The organism is Jiella pacifica (assembly GCF_010500815.1).
Taxonomy (GTDB): domain Bacteria; phylum Pseudomonadota; class Alphaproteobacteria; order Rhizobiales; family Rhizobiaceae; genus Jiella; species Jiella pacifica.
On record NZ_JAAAMG010000011.1, the window covers coordinates 135,800 to 154,664 of the forward strand.

An 18,865-nucleotide genomic window follows, 5' to 3' on the forward strand; every position below is an offset into this window, starting at 1 on the left:
TGCCATGGTCACACCGACCTCTCTGCCCCTGATCGTTGCCCATCGCGGGTTTTCCGCCGCCCATCGCGAGAATTCGCCCGCCGCCTGGCTTGCCGCGGTCGAAGCGGGTGCCGACCTCGTCGAAGTCGACATCCGCATGACCCGGGACGGCACGCTCGTCTGCTGCCACGACGCCGATCTCCAGCGCTTGGCGGGCCAGCCGGCAGCAATCGCCGAGATCGACGCGGCGGCGCTGGCCGAAATCCGCGTGGCCGGAGTTCCCGCCGCACCGAGCCTCGATGAGTTGTTCGCGGCGCTGCCGGACGGGCTGGCCATTCTGTTCGACGTCAAGGACGAGCGTGCCGATGTGCTTGACCGCCTCGTCGCGGCGGGAGCGGCCTCCGGGCGCCGCGGGCTGACCTTCGGTCTTCATCGACTTGCATCGGTGACGCATGTCAGGGCGCGGACGGATGCCACCATCCTCGGCCTCATCTCCTCCCTCGTAGAAGCGGACGCCTTCTTCGTTGCCGGCGGCACTATCCTGCGGCTGTGGGAAAGCGAAGCGACGGCCGCGCGGATCGGCGAAGTGACCGGTCGCGGCCGGCCGGTCTGGGTCACCACCGGCGAAGGCGAGACAGGCCGCAAGGTCGGCGATTTCGACGCCCGGGAACTGCAGCGGATGATGACCGACGGCGTCACCGGATTTCTCGTCAACGACCCGCTCGCCTCGCGCGAGGCGCTTCTGTCGGCCCTACGGGAGACAGGCGCATGACCGCCGGCTCGACCCTTCTCGTCTGTTTCGATGGCCTGCGCCGTGACCGCGCGAGAGCAGAGCGAATGCCCCACCTCGCCCGGTTCATGGCCGCGGGCGCCGACATGATCAACGCTCGCAGCGTCTTTCCAAGCGAGACCCGGGTCGCCTCGACGAGCACCGTCACCGGCTGTCCGCCCGGCCTGCACGGCCTCGTCGCCAACCAGTTCATCCACCGGCAGGTCGCTCCGGACGGCCTGTTCAACACCGCCAGCCATGAGGCCCTTGCCCGCGCCGATGCGCTCGGCGTCCTTCTCGATCGCGAGAGCCTCGGCCAGCGTCTGGCACGAGCTGGGAAGAGCTTTGCCGTCGTCAGCACCGCGACGCCCGGCGCCACCTATATGATGAGCTACGGCGCGGCGAAGCTCGGCCAGCCGCTCTTCTCGGTCCATGAGGGCGTCGGCACGCCGGCGCTGATGGAAAGAGCCGCCGCCGGCTTCGGCCCGGTACCAGCCGCTGCGACGCCCAACACCAACCGGATCGACTACGCGGCGAGGGTTCTGACGGACATCGTCTATCCCGAGCATCGACCGGATCTTGCGATCTTCTGGATGTCCGATCCCGACATCACCTCCCATGGCTTCGGCATCGATGCCCCGGAGACGATCGCGGCGCAGCGCGGCTGCGACGAGGCTTTCGGGCGCATCCTCGACTTCTGGCAGTCGGGCGACGGCCCCGAGAACATCATCGTCATGTCGGACCACGGCCATATCACCGGCTCGGCCCGGTTCGACATCGCCGCAGCGCTGCCCGACTATGCCGGCCTGATTTCGCCCGGCACATTTTCCGGCCTTTACCTGCCAGATCCGTCGCGGCAGACGATCGCGGCCGCCGTCGAGAGGCTGGCCGCAGAGCCCTTCTGCGGCCTGATCTTCGTCAACATGCCGGGCGATCCCGAGGCAAGCGTCCCGGGCGCGATACCCGCCTCCGTGATGGGCGGCGGTCATTCCCGCTCGGCACCGGTTTCGTTCACGCTGCGCGCGTCGCCTGCTGCGACCGCCGGCGAGCCGGAAACCTGCCTCTTCGCTGGCGGCATAGAGCCTGGCGGCGGGATGCATGGCGGGTTGACACGAGGCGAGCTCTCGACCGTCCTTGCCGGCGCCGGTCCTGCCTTCCGCACCGGTTTCGTCTCGCATACGCCGTGCTGGCTGCCGGACATCGCTCCGACACTTCTCGCCATCCTCGGCCTTCCCGCCGACGGCACCAGCGGCCGCGCGCTGGCCGAGACGCTGACCTGTCGCGACCATCCTGCGCCTGCCGTCACGCGCCGGACCCTGCACGCGTCGATTGGCGATCACCAACAACACGTCGAGCAATGGCTGGTGGACGGGCGGCCGATCACCGATTTCGGCTGGTCCGCCGCGCGGGGCGAGGCTCCGGCATGAACCTCCGCTTCATCTTGACGAAACTCTTTCGGGCATTCCTGACGCTCGTCCTTGCGGTCACCTTCGTATTCGTCGTCCTCAGGATGTCCGGCGATCCGGTAACGCAGATGCTGCCCGACGACGCACCGCCTTCGGTCATTGCCCAGTACCGGGAGATGTGGGGCCTCGATCGGCCGCTGCCGGAGCAGTATGTCCACTACGTCGTGGGGATCCTGCACGGCGATTTCGGCTTCTCGTTCCGCGACGACCGCCCGGCGCTGGACGTCGTTCTGGAGCGCGTGCCCCTGACGCTCGAACTCGGCTTGACCGCGTTCGGCTTGACGCTGATCCTCGGCCTCGGCGCGGGCTTGCTCGCGGCGCTGAACCGCGGCACCGGCGTCGACCATGCGACCATGGCCTTCACCATCTTCGGCCATTCGATGCCGAACTTCTTTCTCGGCATCCTCCTGATCTTGCTGTTCGCGATGACATGGCGGATTCTGCCGAGTTCGGGCACCGGCACTTGGGCGCATCTCGTCCTGCCGGCCGTCACTCTCGGCACCAGCTACGCTGCGACCGTTGCCCGCTTCACCCGCTCCTCGCTGCTGGAGGTTCTGCACCAGCCCTTCATGCGCACGGCGCGGGCAAAGGGTGTACCGTTCAGACGCAGCATTCTCGGCCATGCCCTGCCGAACGCCGGAATACCGATCGTCACCGTGGTCGGCCTCAGGATCGGGGCTCTCGTCGGCGGCGCCGTCGTGGTCGAGCCCGTTTTTGCCTGGCCGGGTATCGGCCAACTTCTGGTCAACGCGGTCGCCGCCCGCGATCTCGCTATCGTCCAGGCCGTCGTTCTCCTCATCGCCTTCACCATGGTCGTCGTGAATTTCCTCGTCGACATCACCTATGGCTGGCTCGATCCCCGCATCGGCGTCGTTCGGGGAGAGGCAAACGCATGAGCCAGGCAACCGCCCCCGCCGTTTCCGACGCCCCGGCCAAGACGTCACATCGTCGCCGGCGACTGCCCGTCGTCATGGCACTGTGCGTCGCCTGGCTCGCACTTGCCTTCATCCTGGCCGTCGGCGCAGACTGGATCGCTCCCTATGGCTATGCCGAGCAGAGCCTGCTTCACCGGCTGAAGCCGCCGTCGTTTCTGGGCGGCGATCCGGCTTACTTCCTGGGCACCGACGGCCTCGGCCGCGACGTCCTCTCGCGCCTGATATTCGCCATGCGCACCAGCATCCTGATCGCCTTTTGCGGCACGCTGATCGGCTCCGCGGTCGGCACCTTTCTCGGATTCGTAGCGGCGCATTTTCGCGGCTGGGTCGAGGAAGCGATCATGCTGATGATCGATTTCCAGGCCTCGATGCCTTTCCTGATCATCGCGCTGGCGATCCTCGCCTTCTTCGGCAACAGCTTCGAACTGTTCCTCTTCGTCGTCGGCTTCTACGGCTGGGAGGTCTATGCCCGGCTGACGCGCGGCCTCGTCCTGCAGGCGAACGCGCAAGGCTATGCCTTCGCGATCCGCACATTGGGCGTCCATCCCATGCGCATCTACATCCGCCACGTCCTGCCGAACATCCTCAGCGTCCTCGTCGTGCAGGTGACGCTGAACTTTCCCGAACTGATCCTGCTCGAGACCTCGCTGAGCTTCCTCGGCCTCGGCGTCCAGCCTCCCCAGACCAGCCTTGGCCTGATGCTCGGCGAAGGCCGCAACTACATCTCCACGGCCTGGTGGATGGCAATTCCGGCAGGCATGGCGATCTTCGTGACGACCCTGTCGGTCAGCCTCCTCGGCGACTGGCTGCGCGACCGCCTCGATCCCACACTGCGATCGGCGGAGCAGTAGAGGGGCGATTACCGCTACGGTGCGACCGACCGCGTCACGCGGCGGTCACGCGCCAGATGACGTCTCCGACATCGTCGGCCATCAGCAGCGATCTGCCGTCCGGGCCGACCGCCACGCCGACGGGACGCCCATAGGCAAGTTTCTCGTCCTTTGACAGGAAGCCGGAGAGGATGTCGCGAGGCGGTCCGTTCGGCGCGCCATTCTCGAACGGGACGAAGATCAGCTTGTAGCCGCTGAGCGTCGCGCGATTCCACGATCCGTGCTGGCCGATCACCATGCCCTCGCCGAACCCCGGCAAGGTGCCGGCCGGCATCCAGCACAGGCCGAGCGATGCCGTGTGGCCGCCGAGAGCATAATCCGGCTGGATGGCACGGGCGACGAGGTCCGGCGCCTGCGGGACGCGATCGTCCACGGTCCTGCCCCAGTAGCAGTAGGGCCAGCCGTAGAACCCACCGTCTTGAACGGACGTGAGGTAGTCGGGCGGCGTTTCGTCGCCGAGCCCGTCGCGCTCGTTGACGACGGTCCAGAGCTTTCCCGTCACCGGCTCGAAGGCCATGCCGACCGGGTTTCGCAGCCCGGAGGCAAAAATCCGCGCCTTTCCGGTGGCAACCTCCAGTTCCCAGATCGCCGCGCGACCCTCTTCGGCCGCCATCCCCTTGTCGCCGATGTTGGACAGCGATCCGACGCCAGCGTAGATCTTCGTCCGGTCCGGCGAGACGATCAGGCTGCGGGTCCAGTGCCCATGCGGCTTGAAGTCGACGAGCTTTTCACCACCGCCCGTGAGGCCCGTATCGCCTGGCTTGTAGTCGAAACGCCGAATGCCGTCGGTGTTGCCGAGGTAGAATTTGTCGCCGACCAGCGCCATGCCGAAGGGCTGGTTCTGGTTTTCCACGAAGACCTCGCGGCGCTCGGCGACGCCGTCCCCATCCGCATCCCGCCAAAGCGTGACACGATTGGCGCTCTTTCCGATCGCCTTGACGCGGCGCATCGTGGCCTGCTGCGCGTGGTCCATGAAGGTGCGCGGCGTCTCCGGCTGTTCCTTCGATTCCGCCACCAGGACGTCGCCGTTCGGCAGGACCTCGATCCAGCGGGGATGATCGAGGTTCGACGCAAAGACATTGACCTGAAGCCCCGGCGCGCAGGTGGGCAGGCGCCCATCCTTCCAGCCTTCTGCGGCGGGAAGTTTGAGGGTCATGATCCCCTGTTTTCGCGCCTCAGGAATCTGGGGTGTCAGCCCGACGGCTTGATGCGACGGAGAACCAAAGCGCCTGACGAAGGCGACAGCGCCGCCCACGACTTCAGTCGCCTTCGAGACAATTCCCATAGTCGACCGCCTTGTGCTGAGGAGCATGTCTTAGAGCACCAACACCTGCAGGGCATTGGCATCGATATGCGGTTTTCACCATGACATGAGGCTACGTCAAGGTGTCTCGGGCTGCGCACCGGCCCGAGCCATCCGAAACCTCGGGCGACCGCGTCGAAGCTCCTTTGTCAGAACGGTTCATAAACCGTCTCGGAGTGCGCCAGCCACGAACATGACCGCTTTCAACGCTATGTGGTTGAAAGGAAATGATTGTAACGGGTCGAGGCGGAACGTCGGCTTTTCGAAATCAGTGCCTTAGAGCTGCTAGTCTCGTTCCGGCTCACCCTGACCGATCACAAATGCCCCGTCAGGTGGACGCTGGCGGTCTGCATTCGGCGCATGCCCAGCCATAGCAGACGACGTGTCCGAACTCGTTGGGAAATCGGGGTCTTCGAAACACCAGCCTTGGATGGCTGTCCCCCCGTTTGTGCGGGTTCAGGCTTTACGCTCGTCAAGACCGCCCATTATCAAGGGCGCAAAGACCCCGGCGGCTTCGACCCTGTCGAGTTTGCCGCGCACCACCGCCGCCGAGAGCGCCTCGCCCGCACCGACGAGGCCGACGCAACGCCGCTCCAACTCCTCTGCCGGCAAGGCGGCATGGGGCTTCAGGACTGCCGCGAACATCTGGACGGAATGGTCGAGCAGTTCCTGAAACACCGCCGCCTTTTCCTCGCTGCCGGCGAGGGCAGCGCCGACGGAATGAAACTCGTCGGTCATGTCGGCAGCACAGTCGATATAGGCAGAGGCGAGCATGGCGGCCGTTTCCTCGAAACTCCGGTTTCCCGTGGCCATGGCGTCGCGGAACGCATTCACCCGCTCCGTGTCGATCCAACGGTAGAGTTCGATGAGCAGGCCCGATCGGGTGCCGAAATGATCGTAGGCGACCGGCTTGGAGACGCCCGCGGACGCGGCGAGATGGCCCAGCGTCAGTCGATCCGCTCCCTCCGTCCTGACGATACGGAGCGCCGTATCAAGCAGTTGACGTCGACGCGCGGTCTTGGACAGCCTGCGCGAACCCGTTTCTCCTGCTTCCTTTCCCCCCGTCCGCTTTCCGATCGCAGCTGGCATTCGGTCGCCCCATTTGCATAACCTACCAAAAGTAGGTTATGCATCCCTCACCTACCTTTCGTAGGTTATATGTCGGGAAAGGAATATTGCCATGTCACCGGATCCGATCCTTCTGATGGGAGGCTACGGCGCGATCGGGCGCCTTGCCGCACGAGAGTTGCGGTCCCGCCATCCAGATCTCCCGCTGCTGATCGGCGGTCGCGATCTCGCCAGGGCCCGAGAAGCGGCCGCCGAGTTGGGAAAGGCGGAGGGCGTCGTTCTCGACCCGACCGCCGGCGATCTCGGCCTCGGCGAGCGCCCGGTTCGCGCCGTCGCCGTCTTCTATTCGGACGATCGCCTTGCCGGACTTAGGTTCGCGTTGGCACGGGGCGTACCGCATCTCGGCATCTCCTCGGGCATCTACGAGATCGCCCCCGAAATCGGCAACTTCATGCTCAAGCCGACGGCGGCACCCGTCGTTCTCGGCTACGAGTGGCTGGTCGGCGCGACGACGGTATCGACACTTCACGCCGCCGAGGCCTTCGGTGAAATCGACGACATCGTCATCGGAGCGCTCGTCGACGAAGAGGACGGCGGAGGCCCTGCCGTGGCCGAGGACTTCGAGCGCCTGCACAGGATGATGCCGGCCGCGCTGACGCGGCAGGGCGGCGCCTATATCTGGCGCAGCGAGGACGATGCCAAGACCGCGTTCCACGCCATCGACGGCACCCGAATGGAAGCGTCCGGCTTCTCGTCCATCGACGTCGTCGGCCTGGCGACCGCGACCGGCGCGCCCAACGTCCAGTTCAACATCGCGACCGGCGTCAGTTCCAGCCGTCGCCGCGGCGAGCCGAAATCGACGGAGATCATCATCGAACTCAGTGGGCGGGATCATGCGGGCCAGACGCTCCGCACCCGTCATGCGGTCTTCCATCCGCAGGGAGCGGCACCGCTGACGGTGCTGGGCGTGTCGATGCTCCTCGAGCGATTGACGGGGCTCGACGGCAATCCGCCGACACCTGCTGGGCTGTATTTTCCGTTCCAGGTGCTCGACCCGGCCGTCTACATGACGCGGCTGGAGGCGGCAGGCGGCGGTGTTCGGACGTTGGAGATGCGTTGATGGGCCAACGTATTGCTTCGCTCGCTTCGGCGCTTTCTCGCCGAGCCCTTCTCGTCGGCGCAGGCGCTGCCGCAGCGGCCTCCATCATGCCGGCTTTCGGGCAGGCGGCTGTCATGCCGCCCGTCCGCTTCATCGAGACCAATGGGATCCGAATGGCCGTCCACGAGGCAGGCTCCGGTCCGGCCGTCGTTCTGCTGCACGGTTTCCCCGGACTGGCCTTCACCTGGCGCCACCAGATCCCGGCTCTGGTTGCAGCCGGTTACCATGTCATCGCTCCCGACCTGCGCGGCTACGGTCTCACCGACGCGCCGCCCCGCGTCGAGGACTACGACATCGCCCATCTGACCGGCGACCTCGTCGGGCTCCTGGACGCTCTCGGGATCGAGAAGGCCGTGTTCATGGGACACGACTGGGGCGGACTGCTGGCGTGGCAGATGCCTCTGCTCCACGAGGAGCGCGTGATGGGCGTCATCGGGGTCAACACGCCGTTCATCCCCCACTGGATGCTCTGGCTCCATCCGGATCTCGTCGATGCCGCCATGCCCGCAGGCCCGACCTTCGTCGCGAACCCGCAGGTCGATCCGATCACGCAGATGCGGAACGTCTACAGCCCGGACATGTACGTCCTTCTCTTCCAGGACGGGCAGGTAGCGGACAGGGCGATGGCACGCGATCCCCGCGGTTCGATCCGGAACGCGTACCGGAAGGACCTGATGTCGTCCGCGGAGTGGGGTTCCATGCCGGCGGAAGTCGCCAACATGGAGTACTATGGAAAGCCCTTTCCGGATCCACTTCCCGGCAGTGACGTTCTCAATGCCGGCGAACTGGACTTCTACGCGCAGCGCTTCGAGCGTACCGGCTTCACGCCCGCCATCAACTGGTATCGCAACCTGTCGTCCAACTGGCAGTCCGGCTTCGAAGTCGACCAGACCGTCCGCGTCCCGTCGATGATGGTCTCGGGCGAGCACGACGTCGTCCTGCGGCCGAGCATGGCGGACGGCATGCATGCTTATGTGAAAGATCTCGAGCGACATGTCGTGCCGGATTGCTGGCACTGGACGCCCGAGGAGCGCCCGGAGCACTTGAACCGCCTGGCCGTTTCCTGGCTGCGACGACGCTTTCCGCCCGGCTGATGGTGCGTTTGCGCCAGCATGGCCGCCGGACTGATGACCGACCAGGAAAAGCGGTGATCGAGCTGTAACATAAGTTAACTGTTCATCATCCCGACCCGTCGTTGTCCAGGGTAGCTCTGTGGTTCTCGGAGCGGCCGTCATGCGTTGCGCGCCGCTCCGATCTCCTCGGAGTCCATCATGCACCCAGTCTCACTCAGGCACGTCTTTTCGGGCGATAGGTCCCCGAATATCGTGAGGAGGCCGCCTCAAAAGCGAGTGGCCGGGGTGGTACGTCAGCGGCATTTGAAGGGTCTGCGGGTTCCAGATTTGACGATCGTGTCCTGGCTCATGCTGTGCCGCCTTGCAGCCGGATGCGTCGGGCCCCTGCGTCCAATAAGAGCAACCTTCCTGGGCCTCGCCTCGCTCGTCATCGGTTGCACCGTGGCCATGGCCGAGGAACGCCCTCCCGCCGTCAGTGTCGTCACGGCGCGCGCGAGTGTCATGACCGACCGCGTCCGCGTCGTCGGCTCGCTGGTGGCGCGCGAGGAGAGCGTCGTGAAGGTGGATCTTGCCGATGTGCCCATCGTCGCCGTCGAGGCAGAGGCGGGCGACATCGTGCAGCGGGGCGACGTGCTGGCCCGGCTCGACGCGACGCTGATCAGCATCGAACGGAGTGCCAACGCTGCCCGTCTGGCCCGCGCCGACGCGGCGATAAAACAGGTGGAAAGCCGGATCGAGGACGCCGCCCTGGCGCATGTCCAGGCCCGTGCGGACATGGAACGCAGCAAGCAGCTGAGCGCCAAGGGCTTCGCCACGGAGGAGACGCTCGAACTGCGCCAGACCACGCTGAAGCGGGCGGCTTCGGCACTGGCACTTGCAGGGCAATCGCTCGGGGTGGCGCAGGCGGATCGCCAGGTGATCGTCGCCGAAGGCCAGGAGATCGCAGCCCGGCTGGCGCGCACGGTGATAACCGCGCCGACCGACGGGCGCATCCTGCGGCGAGCTGCCAAGCTGGGCGCACTCACGTCCGCGAACGCAGAGCCGCTGTTCGTGATTGCCGAGAACGGCGAGATCGAGCTCGATGCGGAAATTCCGGAAGCCGATTTCGCGCGGCTGGCGGTGGGCCAGGCCGCAGGCATCCTGGTGCACGGTCGCGGCACGCCGCTCGAAGGCCGCGTACGCTTGCTGGCGCCGGAGTTGCAAGCGGGCAGCCGTCTCGGCCGCGCCCGCATCAGCCTCCCGCAGGCCGGCAATCTCAGTGTCGGTTCGTTTGCGCGCGGCGAGGTGGACATCGAGCGCCGCGGCGGCGTGTTCCTGCCGGCGACGGCGCTGGACGATCGGGCGGGCAAAGTCACAGCACAGGTCATCGAGGATGGAACCGTCGTGGTCCGTGTCCTGAAAACCGGCCTTCGGACCGCCGGCCTCGTCGAAATCCGTTCGGGGGTAGAGGCGGGCGAGACGGTCGTGCTGCGCGCCGGAAACTTCCTCGCCGAGGGCGACCATGTGACCCCTGTCGACGTGGACTATCCGATGGCGACCGCGTCCGAACGCCCGATCCTGACGTCGGACGCTGCACGATGAACGTCTCCGCCTGGGCGATCCGCAACCCGATCCCGTCCATCCTCCTGTTCGTGGTGCTGACGGCGCTTGGCCTCTACAGCTTCCAGAAGCTGCCGATCACCTTCTTCCCGACGATCGACGTGCCGCTGGTCAGTCTGGCGATCACTGATTCCGGCGTGGCGCCGACCGAGATGGAAACGAGCGTTACGCGTCTCGTCGAGGATGCCATCTCGGCGCTCTCCGGCGTCGACGAACTGAGCTCGACGATCAGCGACGGCGTCTCGACGAGTTCCGTCGAATTCGAACTGGGCGTGCCCATCGACCGGGCGGTGGCGGACGTGCGCGATGCGGTCGCGAAGATCCGCAGCGACCTTCCGGCGACGATCGACGAACCGGTCATCGAACGAGTCGATGTCGAGAGCGAAGTCGTGGTGACATACGCTGTCGCCGACAAGGCCATGACGGCGGAAGGGCTCTCCTGGTTCGTCGACGACGTCGTCATTCGACGGTTGCGCGGCGTACCGGGTGTCGGCCGGATCGACCGGGTCGGCGGCGTGACGCGCGAAATCCAGGTCCAGCTCGATCCCGATCGCCTGCTGGCGCTCGGGATAACCGCAAGCCAGGTCAATACCCAACTATCCGCAACGCATCTGGACCTTTCCGGCGGTCGCAGCGAAGTGGATGGGCGCGAGCGGGCGGTCACGGTGTTGGCGACGACCGACACCGTCGAGGAACTGGCAGGGCTGGCCATCGCGCTTCCCGATGGTGCGACGGCGAGGCTCGGCGAGTTCGCCACCGTCGTCGACGGCTTTACCGAGCCGCGAAGCTTCGCGACGCTGGATGGCGGCGACGTCGTCAGCTTCTCGGTCTACCGGGCCCGCGGGGCGAGCGACGTCAGCGTGGCCGAAGAGGTCGCGGCGGCTTTAGAGCAGCTTTCCGCCGAACACGGCAATGCCCGCTTCACGCGCATCGACGACAGCATCACCCAGACGCTCGGCAATTACCACGCCGCACTGAGCACCCTGGCCGAAGGCGCGATCCTCGCCGTCGTCGTCGTCTTCCTGTTCCTGCGCGACTGGCGTGCGACGCTGATCGCGGCGGTCGCCTTGCCGCTGTCGGCGATCCCGACCTTCTGGGCGATGGACCTCCTCGGCTTCTCGCTGAACATATTGAGCCTTCTGGCGATCACCCTGGTGACCGGCATTCTCGTCGACGACGCCATCGTCGAGATCGAGAACATCGTCCGGCACGGCCAGAGCGGCAAGAAGCCGTACCGGGCCGCCATCGACGCATCGGACGAGATCGGCCTTGCCGTCATGGCCATCTCCGCCACGATCATCGCCGTCTTCGTGCCGGTCGGCTTCATGAGCGGCGTGGTCGGTCAGTACTTCCGCGAGTTCGGCCTCACGGTGGCGATCGCCGTCTTCTTCTCGCTGCTGGTCGCCCGGCTGATCACGCCGCTGATGGCGGCCTATTTGTTGCGCGCGCATCCGGCGAGACAGGCTCCGCCGGGACGCGCCATGCGGGGCTATCTCAGGCTCCTGCGCCTCTCGATGGCATGGCGGTGGGTGACGCTCGGTACGGCGTTCGCGCTGTTCGCCGCGTCGATCTGGTCGGCGCAATTCCTGCCGAGCGAGTTCATTCCGCCGGAGGACAACGGCCGGATGTCGGTTTCGATCGAGCTGCCTCCGGGCGCGACGCTTGCCGAGACGCGGGAAACCGCCGGCCTCATCGCATCGCGCATCGGCGCGATCGACGAGGCGCGGCTGGTCTTCATCCAGGGCGGGGCCAATGCCGCCGGCCTGAGGGAGGTCCGGCGCGCGGCCGTGCGCATCGACTTCGGTCCGGCGGCGGAGCGGGCGCGTTCGACGGATGTGCTCGAACCTATCGTGGCCGACATCCTGCGGACCGTACCGGACATAAGGTTCGAGATTCTCAACGATCGGGGTGGCCGCGACGTGTCCTTCGCCGTCCTCGGCAAGGATGGCGAGGTCGCCGGAGACGCCGCTGCCGCCATTCTCGAGGAGCTGGCGGCCAGCAGCTTTGCCGTTGGAGCAAGCTCCACTGCGGCGGCGGCCCGACCCGAGCTCCAGATCCGGCCGCTGGCGGAGCGGGCGGCGGATGCCGGCATTTCCCCGCAGGTCATCGCCGACACGATCCGCGTTTCCACCGTCGGAGCCAGCGACGGCGACCTGCCGGAATTCGTCGAGGACGGGCGCCGGATCCCGATCCGGCTGCAGCTCGCCGATTGGGCGCGCAATGACATCGACACGCTTCGAGCGTTGCGCATTCCCAGCCTCGAGGGGACAGCGGCCCCGCTAGCGGACGTCGCGACTATCACGCTCGGCACCAGTGTCGCCAATATCGATCGTTTCGACCGCGAGCGGCGCATCGAGATCAGCTTCGACACCCCGGCGGGAATGACCGCGGGAGAGGGTCTCGATGCCATCCAGTCGCTGGCGACGGTGCGGGCGCTGCCGGACGGCGTAAGGCTCCAGCCGACCGGCGATTCCGACGACGAAGGCGATGTCTTCGCCGGCTTTGCCACCGCGATGACCGCCGGGCTCGGCCTGGTGATGATCGTCCTGATCCTGCTGTTCGGCAGCGTGCTGACGCCGCTGACGATCCTCGTCACGCTGCCGCTGTCGGTGGGCGGCGTGGTCGCGGCGCTGATGGCGACGGCGACGCCGATCTCGCTCCCGGTGGTCATCGGCATCCTGATGCTGATGGGGATCGTCACCAAGAACGCCATCATGCTGGTCGACTTCGCGGTCGAGCGCGAAAAGGCGGGAGTGGCGCGGCGCGCGGCGATGGTCGAGGCGGCGGCGGAGCGGGTGCGGCCGATCCTGATGACGACGCTCGCCATGGTCGCCGGCATGATTCCGGCAGCAATGGCGTCCGGCGACGGCGGCGAATTCCGCGCGCCGATGGCGATTGCCGTGATAGGCGGCCTCGTCGCGTCGACCATTCTGTCGCTGGTGGTGGTGCCGACGCTCCACTGCCTCGTCGGCGATGTCGGCGCGTCACTCCATCGGCTATGGTCGCGCCTCGGTCCGGCGGTTGATACCGTCGAGACAACAGAAGAGCTGGAGGGATCGGCCTGATGACCGCCCGGAAGAGTTCGTCCGACCCCTTCGCCCCATCGGGAATGCCATGAGCCAGAGCCCACCGACCAAACGACCCTGCATTCTCATCGTCGAGGACGATTTCGAGATAGCCCGCATGCTGGCGGCGACCCTCGCCGATGCCGGCCTGTCGGTGGAAATCGCCGGCGACGGCGTCGAGATGGATGCGCTGCTGCGGCGATCGGTGTTCGACCTGATCGTGCTCGACGTGATGCTGCCGGGCGAGGACGGTCTCAGCCTATGCCGCCGGCTGCGGGCCGAGCTGACCATTCCGATCATCATGCTGACGGCCCAGGGCGAGGAGATCGACCGCATCGTCGGGCTGGAGATCGGCGCCGACGACTATGTCACCAAGCCGTTCAGCGCCCGGGAGGTCACCGCGCGCATCCGGGCGCTGCTGCGCCGTGCGTCCTATGCGCCGGCCGAGCGCGACAGCCTCAAGCCGCTGCGCTTCGACGGCTGGACCCTCGACCCGCAGCGCCGTCAGGTGCGCGACCCGAGCGGTGCACGCGTCACCATGACAACGGCCGAGTTCGACCTGCTCCTGGTGTTCTGCCGAAATCCGGGAAAGGTGCTTTCGCGGGAGCAACTGCTGGCCAACACCCATGCCGGGCTCGCCGGACCGATCGACCGCAGCATCGACGTGCATGTGCGGCGCCTGCGGCAGAAGATCGAGGTGGATCCGAGCGAGCCCGTCCTGCTGAAGACGGTGCGGCTCGGTGGCTACATGTTCACCGCGACGGTGGAACCGTGACCAAGCTGTTGCGATGGGCGGCCCCCCGCACCATCCGCGGCCAGATCACCGTCGTCATCGTCATTGCGGTCGTGGCAGTTGTCATCACCGGACGGGGCATCGAGAGCCTGCGGAAAAGCGACTATTTCGGCATCCAGGATTTCGACGTCATCATGGAGCGGGCGTCGATGGTCGCGCTCCTGCTGCAACAGGCGGACCCCGTCGAGCGCCGACCTATCCTCAGATTGTCGGCGGCAGCGACCCATCTGAACCTGACGCTCAGCGATAATGCCGCGCTGAAGCCGATGATCGCTGCCTCGCCGCCACCCGGCTGGCTTGAAACGGTCACCCGCTGGCTGTTTCCGCCGGACGTGGAACTGCCGGCCGGCGGGCGCAGATTCGTCATCGACGGGCGCCCGGCGATGTCGCTACCCGTCGACGGCGAAACCGTGCTTCTGGTGCGTGACCTTCCAAGCGCGTTCATAACCGATGATTTCATCAGCCCCCTCAGCTACTACGTCTCCGCATTCGTGACGCTGATGCTGCTTTTTTCCATCTATGCCGTGCGCAGCATGACGGCGCCGCTGGCACGGATCTCGGCGGAGCTGAACCGCTCCGATGGCGTCAGCGAAGATACGGTGTTCGACGAAAGCGGTTCCGAGGAGGTCACCAGCCTCGCGCGCGCGCTCAACGGCATGCGCACCCGCATCAGGGAAATGGTCGACACGCGCACCCGCATGCTGCGCAGCGTCAGCCATGACCTGCGCACGCCTTTGACCCGGCTGCGGCTGCGAACGGAGCGACTGGACGATGGCGAAATGCGCGAGATGATGATCGCCGACATCGACCACATCAACGCGCTGGTCAATGAAACGCTGGACTATCTGAGGACGGATGCCTCCGGTGAAGACGCAGAGCGGACCGATATCGCCAGCCTGATCCAGACCATCCAGGCGAATTTCGCCGATGTCGGCTTCGCTGTGACCTATGAAGGCCCGGATCGTCTTACCGGCGTCTGCAAGCCGAACGGACTGACCCGAGCGGTGACAAATCTCTGTGACAACGCGCTCAAATTCGCGGGTAGCGCCGCAATCACGCTGGCACGGGCCGGCCCGATGATCCGTATCGACGTCGCCGACGACGGGCCGGGCATCGCCGCCAACCAGCGCGCCCGGGTGATCGAGCCCTTCTTCAAGTTGGATCCCGCACGGGGCACCGGCCGCAGTTCCAGCTTCGGCCTCGGCCTGTCCATCGTCACCGATATCGTGCGCGCCCATGGCGGCCGACTGGAGTTCCACGACAACCACCCCCGCGGTCTGATCGCCCGGATATTGCTGCCCGGGCTCTAGCGGCGCCTCGAAGCATGCCGCCCGTCGCTTCCGGTAACATCTCTTCATAAAACGACGCTCACGGCCGCCATCGCAGAGGCTACTGATCTCGGACGAGAACGACATCCATTTCGTTCCTTTCTCGACGAGACGGCGATGACTGACATAGCGACCACAGGCCGCGACCTCGATGCACGCCAGTTGCACCGCACGACGACGATCTGGGTCGTCGGCGCAGCGTCTCGCGGGGTCCCGCCGGCGCGTGATCCTGCCGGCAGCGACTTCCGCAACCCACCACCGGTTTCGACCAATCTCCACTTCCAAGGGGCTGAAATATGAACTTCCGTCTGTGCCTGCTCGCCACGACCGCGCTCGTCTCCGTCTCCGCCGCTGCCCTGGCGGCAGATCCGGGGGAGTACGACCCGATGATTCCAGAAGCACCGGTTGTGGAAGCGCCGTCAGTTGCGTCCGGTGTCGACCTGATCATCGAGCTCGGCATCGGCGGGGATGTCTCGCCGGAATACGAGGGCTCCGACAAATATTCCATCTCGCCATCGCCGATCGTGGGCTTCGGCTACCTTCGGATTCCAGGCCTGTTCGATATCGGCGACACCGGCCCTGAAGAGGGCGGCCTCTCGATCGGCCCCGCCTTCGAGTACAAGGGCGAGCGGAAAGCCGATGACTTCGACGCTCTCCGCGGCCTCAACGATATCGACGCGACCTATGAGGTCGGCATCAGCGTCGGTTACGAATGGGAGTTCGCGGAGATCTACGGCGAGGCGCGCTATGCCTTCGGCGGCGCCGAAGGCGTGGTCGGAGAGGTTGGTGCCAATGCCATCTATCGGCCGACGCCGCAGCTCGTGCTGAAGGCCGGTCCCTTCGCGACCCTGGCTTCTGAGGGTTACACCGAGACCTATTTCGGCGTTACCGCTGCGGAATCGGCGAATACCGGCTTTCGTCTCGACGCCTACGATCCGAAGGGCGGCCTGAAGAGCGTCGGCGTGTCGGGCTCCGCCCGCTACGAGTTCCGGCAGGACTGGTTCCTCAACGCCGATGCCTCCTACAGCCGGCTGGTCGGCGATGCTGCGGACTCCCCGATCGTGAAGGCCGGCGACGAAAACCAGTTCACCTTCGGGCTGGGCATCTCGAAGCGCTTCACGCTTGACTTGTTCTAGGGATAGGGCCGTCGCCATGGCGTCACCGGTATCCGGCGACGATGTCCAGAAAAAGAGTCGGCGATGGGACCAAAGAAGATTTCCGGGCGCACGGAAACGCGCGGATTTCGGCGAGCCGTGCCGAGCCGCGCTGGGATTGCGGAATGGTCGACACGCCCTCGCCGCGCGAGGCGAAGGTCGCGCGAGGCCACGGTTCCGTCGTGGCGCTCGAGCGTGGCCGCCGGCTGATCCCGGCGACGACCTGGCTCGAGAATGTTCGACGTCCGCCCGCACACACGCTTCCGACAGTCCCCGGTCGCTGACCTTCCGACCAGGCGGAAGGCACCGAGCTCCAGCGTTCTCGCACCGGAGGAAGAGACGATCATCGTCGCCGCCCGCACGCACACAGTGTTGCCGCTCGACGACTGCCTCTACGCCCTGCAGGCGACGATCCCCGCCGGACCCGCTCGTTGCTTCACCATATTCATGGCATCGACCCACTGCTGTCCGGTCGAGGAACTGCGTTGACGATCTCAACGCTTTGAATTCACTGTCAAAATTCGGACGAATTGGCAGAGGGGACTTGGGGTTGCCGACCTCAGTGATTTTAATCATTTACATACATCAACCGGACAGCAGTGGCATCGACCACAGGCTGACAAAGCCAAAGCATCCCGGGAGCCGATGGGCAGGTCGAGCGAATGGAACCGTGTGATCGAGGAGGCGGCCGTCAGGCGCTTCCACGATGACGGCCACGGTCGCGTCCGAGCCCGACGCGAAGCGTCGTCGTCGCTCAGAAACTCGTAGCGCCTCAAGACCCTGAAGGGCCTTGAGGCGCTACGAATTCAGCTGCAGATGATGGACTTCAGAGCCAGGACGATCCACGCTCGATCCACGCCCCCACATCCGCGGACCAAACACCTGGAACGCGGCATGAGGCGGAGCGTAGTCCGGCGACCTTCCCTCCACGTCAGCGGCCGAGCCCGATCGGCAAAAAGGCACCGGGGCTCGATCCGGCATCCTTTGGCTGCACCATCACGATACAGCCAAACTGATCTCCGTCTGTGCCCACCGCTGAACGAGAACGCGCCGGATCCTTAGATCCGGCGCGGATGCGTCAGACCTTTATGCCGAACAGTTTTTCCGCATTTCGGTACGCGATCTTTTCCTTGGCCTCGCGTGGCAGATCGACGGCCCGAAACCAGTCGGTTCCGGCCTTCATGTCTGCGAACGGGTAGTCGATTGCAAACATCACCCGATCGACGCTGATATATCTCAGCAGAAGATGGAGGAGCTCATCCTGAAAGAAGGCGCTGGTCGTGTACCAGAAATTGTCACTGAAGTATTGACCGATGGGCTTATTCAACGAATCTTCGGTTACATCACCCATGTCTCCAACGATACGCTGATAGTAAAACGGGAGGCCCTCGCCCATGTGGCCGACTATCATCTGCAGTTTGGGGAATCGATCGAACGCCCCCGTCATGATCAGTCGGAGGCATTGAGTCAGGACTTCCTGGTGCCAGCCATATCCTGAACCGCTGAAAATGTAGTCCTGGTACTCTTCGTTATATTCTGGCCGATTGATGCGGTAGTAAATGTCGAAGACTTCTTGAGGCGGGAAGCCTGGATGCAGATAGATCGGCACACCGAGTGCCTCGGCGCGCGCCAGAACGGGCTCGAAGTCGGGGTGGTCGAGAAATTTGCTGCCGACAAACCCGTTGGTCATGGCTCCCACGAAGCCATCTTCCCGAACCGCGCGTTCCAGCTCTTCTGCCGATGCCTCCGGATCCTGCAGCGGCAAGGTCGCATAGGCCTGGAACCGCCCCGGATAGGCAGCCATCGGGCCATCGGCAATCATCTTGTTGAGACGAACGGCAAAGTCGATGCCTTCCTGACCGGGAAGATCCTGCACGCCTGGCGTATGTGCGGAGAGGATTTGAACGTTGATCCCCGCCGCATTCATCGCAGCGATGCGGCGCGGGCCGATCTCGGCAAGACCAGTCCCCTCGAGATACTCCCTGTGATCATCGTTGATGGTGTTCAGCGCCATCAGTTCGTCGGTGGTATAGGTCTCTTCCGTCGCGATAAATGCCAGGTCCTGGTCTCGCAACGCGATGTCCGCAGTCTCTGCCGCGGCGGCACGTGAGACAATGGCAGGCGCGGACAATCCGGCACCAACACCCAGTGCAGCCGCGCCACGCAGAAAGCTACGGCGTCCCATCGCCAGGCTGTTCACAGGTTTTCCGATCAGTTTCATCTGAGGTTTGCTCCAATATTCTTTTCGTGACGTATGGGCGCGGCTTTCGCTTGGCGAAGACTG

The 18,865-nt window shown here is 65.3% G+C and carries 14 protein-coding genes and 1 pseudogene; 12 read left to right on the top strand and 3 right to left on the bottom strand.

The window, feature by feature from the left end; all coding sequences use genetic code 11:
- The first annotated feature begins 4 nt into the window (after positions 1-4).
- From GTK09_RS14700 to GTK09_RS14715, 4 genes are read left to right on the top strand one after another with little or no spacing between them, the layout of a single operon-like run.
- Complete coding sequence (locus GTK09_RS14700; RefSeq protein WP_163463920.1) at positions 5-751, top strand: glycerophosphodiester phosphodiesterase; 747 nt, start codon at positions 5-7, stop codon at positions 749-751.
- The gene (locus GTK09_RS14705) at positions 748-2,175 is read left to right on the top strand and encodes an alkaline phosphatase family protein (RefSeq protein ID WP_163463921.1); all 1,428 of its coding nucleotides are present in this window, start codon (positions 748-750) and stop codon (positions 2,173-2,175) included. Before GTK09_RS14700 ends, GTK09_RS14705 begins: the two co-directional genes overlap by 4 nt.
- Positions 2,172-3,110, top strand: a complete 939-nt coding sequence (locus GTK09_RS14710; protein ID WP_163463922.1) for an ABC transporter permease — start codon at positions 2,172-2,174, stop codon at positions 3,108-3,110. Before GTK09_RS14705 ends, GTK09_RS14710 begins: the two co-directional genes overlap by 4 nt.
- On the top strand, positions 3,107-4,000 hold the full coding sequence (locus GTK09_RS14715) for an ABC transporter permease (RefSeq protein ID WP_163463923.1): 894 nt from the start codon (positions 3,107-3,109) through the stop codon (positions 3,998-4,000). The genes GTK09_RS14710 and GTK09_RS14715 overlap by 4 nt, the downstream gene beginning before the upstream one ends.
- Before the next feature lie 34 nt (positions 4,001-4,034).
- Here the strand turns inward: GTK09_RS14715 and GTK09_RS14720 are convergent, their stop codons facing one another.
- Together GTK09_RS14720 and GTK09_RS14725 are read right to left on the bottom strand one after the other, a co-directional pair.
- Positions 4,035-5,324, bottom strand: a complete 1,290-nt coding sequence (locus GTK09_RS14720) for a PQQ-dependent sugar dehydrogenase (RefSeq protein WP_163463924.1) — start codon at positions 5,322-5,324, stop codon at positions 4,035-4,037.
- Between the two features lie 474 nt (positions 5,325-5,798).
- A complete protein-coding gene (locus tag GTK09_RS14725; RefSeq protein WP_203561046.1) occupies positions 5,799-6,431 on the bottom strand; it encodes a TetR/AcrR family transcriptional regulator in 633 nt (210 codons plus the stop codon).
- 91 nt (positions 6,432-6,522) lie between these two features.
- On the opposite strand from GTK09_RS14725, the gene GTK09_RS14730 reads away from it, so the two are divergent.
- The 8 genes and pseudogenes from GTK09_RS14730 to GTK09_RS28250 form a co-directional block, all read left to right on the top strand.
- Positions 6,523-7,530: an NAD(P)-dependent oxidoreductase gene (locus tag GTK09_RS14730; RefSeq protein ID WP_163463925.1), complete on the top strand. Its 1,008-nt coding sequence runs from the start codon at positions 6,523-6,525 to the stop codon at positions 7,528-7,530.
- A 113-nt stretch (positions 7,531-7,643) separates the two neighbouring features.
- Positions 7,644-8,663 carry an alpha/beta fold hydrolase gene (locus GTK09_RS14735; protein WP_203561047.1) on the top strand — a complete coding sequence of 340 codons (1,020 nt, stop codon included), beginning with the start codon at positions 7,644-7,646 and terminating at the stop codon, positions 8,661-8,663.
- Positions 8,664-8,978: 315 nt separating this feature from the next.
- Positions 8,979-10,223 carry an efflux RND transporter periplasmic adaptor subunit gene (locus GTK09_RS14740; RefSeq protein WP_312869885.1) on the top strand — a complete coding sequence of 415 codons (1,245 nt, stop codon included), beginning with the start codon at positions 8,979-8,981 and terminating at the stop codon, positions 10,221-10,223.
- Positions 10,220-13,306, top strand: a complete 3,087-nt coding sequence (locus tag GTK09_RS14745) for an efflux RND transporter permease subunit (RefSeq protein ID WP_163463927.1) — start codon at positions 10,220-10,222, stop codon at positions 13,304-13,306. The genes GTK09_RS14740 and GTK09_RS14745 overlap by 4 nt, the downstream gene beginning before the upstream one ends.
- 49 nt (positions 13,307-13,355) lie before the next feature.
- Positions 13,356-14,081 carry a response regulator gene (locus tag GTK09_RS14750; protein WP_163463928.1) on the top strand — a complete coding sequence of 242 codons (726 nt, stop codon included), beginning with the start codon at positions 13,356-13,358 and terminating at the stop codon, positions 14,079-14,081.
- Between the two features lie 167 nt (positions 14,082-14,248).
- Entirely contained in the window at positions 14,249-15,409 is a 1,161-nt protein-coding gene (locus tag GTK09_RS14755; RefSeq protein WP_163463929.1) for an ATP-binding protein, read from the top strand.
- A gap of 314 nt (positions 15,410-15,723) precedes the next feature.
- Positions 15,724-16,563, top strand: a complete 840-nt coding sequence (locus GTK09_RS14760) for a MipA/OmpV family protein (RefSeq protein ID WP_163463930.1) — start codon at positions 15,724-15,726, stop codon at positions 16,561-16,563.
- Positions 16,564-16,845: 282 nt separating this feature from the next.
- A pseudogene (locus GTK09_RS28250) lies at positions 16,846-17,045 on the top strand (IS481 family transposase); the annotation flags it as partial.
- A gap of 614 nt (positions 17,046-17,659) precedes the next feature.
- On the opposite strand, the gene GTK09_RS14770 reads toward GTK09_RS28250, so the two are convergent.
- Positions 17,660-18,802 carry an amidohydrolase family protein gene (locus tag GTK09_RS14770; RefSeq protein ID WP_163463931.1) on the bottom strand — a complete coding sequence of 381 codons (1,143 nt, stop codon included), beginning with the start codon at positions 18,800-18,802 and terminating at the stop codon, positions 17,660-17,662.
- Between the last annotated feature and the right edge of the window lie 63 nt (positions 18,803-18,865).

Excerpts from the sequence above, each read along its gene's own strand:
- GTK09_RS14700 (WP_163463920.1), top strand. The coding sequence starts at position 5 with ATGGTCACACCGACCTCTCTGCCCCTGATCGTTGCCCATCGCGGGTTT.
- GTK09_RS14705 (WP_163463921.1), top strand. The coding sequence starts at position 748 with ATGACCGCCGGCTCGACCCTTCTCGTCTGTTTCGATGGCCTGCGCCGT.
- GTK09_RS14710 (WP_163463922.1), top strand. The coding sequence starts at position 2,172 with ATGAACCTCCGCTTCATCTTGACGAAACTCTTTCGGGCATTCCTGACG.
- GTK09_RS14715 (WP_163463923.1), top strand. The coding sequence starts at position 3,107 with ATGAGCCAGGCAACCGCCCCCGCCGTTTCCGACGCCCCGGCCAAGACG.
- GTK09_RS14720 (WP_163463924.1), bottom strand. The coding sequence starts at position 5,324 with ATGGGAATTGTCTCGAAGGCGACTGAAGTCGTGGGCGGCGCTGTCGCC.
- GTK09_RS14725 (WP_203561046.1), bottom strand. The coding sequence starts at position 6,431 with ATGCCAGCTGCGATCGGAAAGCGGACGGGGGGAAAGGAAGCAGGAGAA.
- GTK09_RS14730 (WP_163463925.1), top strand. The coding sequence starts at position 6,523 with ATGTCACCGGATCCGATCCTTCTGATGGGAGGCTACGGCGCGATCGGG.
- GTK09_RS14735 (WP_203561047.1), top strand. The coding sequence starts at position 7,644 with ATGCCGCCCGTCCGCTTCATCGAGACCAATGGGATCCGAATGGCCGTC.
- GTK09_RS14745 (WP_163463927.1), top strand. The coding sequence starts at position 10,220 with ATGAACGTCTCCGCCTGGGCGATCCGCAACCCGATCCCGTCCATCCTC.
- GTK09_RS14750 (WP_163463928.1), top strand. The coding sequence starts at position 13,356 with ATGAGCCAGAGCCCACCGACCAAACGACCCTGCATTCTCATCGTCGAG.
- GTK09_RS14755 (WP_163463929.1), top strand. The coding sequence starts at position 14,249 with ATGGTCGCGCTCCTGCTGCAACAGGCGGACCCCGTCGAGCGCCGACCT.
- GTK09_RS14760 (WP_163463930.1), top strand. The coding sequence starts at position 15,724 with ATGAACTTCCGTCTGTGCCTGCTCGCCACGACCGCGCTCGTCTCCGTC.
- GTK09_RS14770 (WP_163463931.1), bottom strand. The coding sequence starts at position 18,802 with ATGAAACTGATCGGAAAACCTGTGAACAGCCTGGCGATGGGACGCCGT.